Here is a 2,631-nt window from a genome sequence, read left to right on the forward strand (position 1 = left end):
GTGGCTGCCTCTGTGATCGACATCAACGCCGCCATCACCGAGAGGATTCCGTTCCTCATCGGGGGCGTCGTTCTCGTGTCGATGCTGGTCTTGCTGGTCGCGTTCCGCAGTGTGGTGATCGCGGTGACCGCCGCCGTGATGAACCTGCTGTCGGTCGCCGCCACGTACGGCGTGGTGGCGTTCTTCCTCCAAGGGGGCTGGGCCGGCGAGCTGATCGGGATCGACACGGACACACCCATGGCGGCCTTTTTGCCGGTCATCATGTTCGCCATCCTGTTCGGGCTCTCCATGGACTACGAGGTGTTCCTGATCAGCCGGATGCGGGAGGCCTGGGTGCGGCATCGCGACAACGGCCGTGCCATTACCGAGGGGTTGGCCGGCACCGCGCGGGTGATCACGGCGGCGGCCGCGATCATGATCGCCGTCTTCGCCGCATTCATCCCGGATGACCAGGTCTTCATCAAGGTCTTCGGGGTAGGCATGGCGACGGCCATCCTGATCGACGCGACAGTCGTCCGGATGCTGCTGGTCCCGGCCGTCATGCACATTCTCGGCAAGGCGAACTGGTGGCTGCCCGCTCCGGTGGACCGGAGCCTGCCTCAGCTGCACGTCGAGGGCAACCCCGACGTCTATCTGAGGCCGAGCGACGACGATCGAGACCTGGTCGGAGCTCAGGCATAGGCGTCGTCGTGACGTCGTGGCGGGCGGGCGAGCTACCGGATGAGCTCGCCCGCCCGCCGGGGCACTCCCGCAACGTCGAACCGACGGAACCAGAACGCGGGAACTGTGGCTACCGCGACCGGCGAAACGAGGTAGGCCTAGCCATACCCGCCGATATCTGGCTAACCGGGCTGGCCATGGGGGCGCGAACGGCTAGCGTGGTGCAGGTGCGTGACCGCGAACCGCAGACCTCGCTGGAATCCGTCGCACGGCGCCGGTTCCTGCTGACCCGCTGGCCGTGGCGGTCGCTCGGCTACCTGGTGACGACCGCGCTGGCCTTCGCCGGCGCGCTTCCATTCGTCGTCATCGGCATACCCTGGATCACGCTCATCGCCCTTGCCGCCAGCCAAGGCGATGAGTTGAGTCCGGCGATGTTCCTCCTGCTGCTCTTCCTCGGGCTCTTCCTGATGGTCGGCATCGGTCCACTGGTGTCCATACCGCTGGCGGAGCTGGAACGACGGCGGCTGCGCATGGTCGATGACCGCTCCGTGGTGTCCGCGCACCAGGACCCACCGGAGGCGGACCTGTGGTCCTGGATGCGCACCCGGTACACCGAGGCGGCGACGTGGCGAGAGGTGGGCTACGTCCTGCTTCTGGTCACTGTCGTTCCGCTGGCCTACCTCGCGGTCCTGGCCGCGCTGATGCTCGTCGGCGTGCTTCTCGTCAGCCCACTGCTGGTGGCGCTCGACGGCGGCTCGGTCATGCTGGGCTTCGGCACCGTGGACACCCCGGCGGAGGCGGTCCCGTACGCGCTTGCCGGGCTCGTGCTGCTGCCCGTGTTGCCGTATCTGCTGGCCCTGCTCGCGGGTGCACACGGCCTCGTCGCCCGGGCGTTGCTACACGGCGAGGGCCGCGCGGAGCTGCATGCTCGCCTCGTCGACGTGTCGCAGTCCAGAGCGCGGCTGGTGGACGCGTTCGAGGCCGAGCGACGGCGGATCGAATGCGACCTGCACGACGGAGCGCAGCGACGCCTGGTCAGTCTCACGCTCCAGCTCGGCATGGCCCGCCTCGACCTGCCGCCGGGATCGCCGGCCGCGGCGGCGGTGGAAGACGCCCACGAGCAGGCCAAGCACGTCATGGCCGAGCTGCGGGAGCTCATCCGCGGCATCCACCCGCAGGTCCTCACCGATCGCGGACTGAACGCCGCGGTGCGCGAGCTCGCCGACGAGGCGTCCATTCCGGTCGACGTCGATGTGCCCGTCGATATCGATGTACCGGAGCGGCCGTCCGAGCACGTCGAGGGCACGGCGTACTTCGTCGTCTCGGAGGCGCTGACGAACGTGGCCAAGCACAGCGGCGCTACCAAGGCACGGGTCAAGGTCAGGCGGCACCGGGACACGCTGAATGACGACGTGCTCACCGTGGAGGTTCGCGACGACGGCCGCGGCGGTGCGGATCCCGCCCACGGCACCGGGCTGACCGGGCTGGCGGACCGCGCGGCGGTCGTGGACGGCAGAATGTTCCTGTCCAGCCCGGCCGGCGGGCCGACCGTCCTACGCGTGGAGCTTCCGTGCAGCCAGAGCGACCAGCCATCCGAGTAGTGCTCGCCGAGGACGGTGTCCTGCTCCGCGAAGGTCTGGCCGGGCTGCTCGGGCGGTTCGGGTTCGAGGTCGTGGCCACGGCCGGTGACGCCGACGCCCTGAAGGCCGCCGTCGCCGAACACGCTCCTGACCTGGTAGTGACGGACATCCGGATGCCGCCGGGCTTCACCGACGAAGGACTGCGCGCCGCCGTCGAGCTTCGTCGTACGTGTCCCGAGCTCGCCGTCGTCGCGCTCAGCCAATACGTCGAGCAGAGCTACGCCTCCGACCTGATCGACTCCGCAGGCGGCAAGGGCGTCGGTTACCTGCTGAAAGACCGTGTGGTCGACGTCGAGGAGTTCGTGGGCACGTTGCACCAGGTGGTCGACGG

The 2,631-nt window shown here is 68.8% G+C and carries 3 protein-coding genes; all 3 read left to right on the forward strand.

Features of this window, described 5'->3' with window-relative positions; genetic code table 11:
* Positions 1-681 (forward strand): MMPL family transporter (locus ELR45_RS39915; RefSeq protein WP_205857668.1); only part of this gene is annotated, 681 nt, incomplete at its 5' end.
* An 8-nt stretch (positions 682-689) separates the two neighbouring features.
* Positions 690-2,261, forward strand: coding sequence for a sensor histidine kinase (locus ELR45_RS31775; protein ID WP_205857669.1), 1,572 nt, complete (start codon positions 690-692; stop codon positions 2,259-2,261).
* Positions 2,231-2,631 (forward strand): response regulator (locus ELR45_RS41800; protein WP_240760289.1); only part of this gene is annotated, 401 nt, incomplete at its 3' end. The genes ELR45_RS31775 and ELR45_RS41800, both read left to right, overlap by 31 nt.

The sequence above is a fragment of the Phytoactinopolyspora endophytica genome (assembly GCF_004138495.1).
Classification (GTDB): domain Bacteria; phylum Actinomycetota; class Actinomycetes; order Jiangellales; family Jiangellaceae; genus Phytoactinopolyspora; species Phytoactinopolyspora endophytica.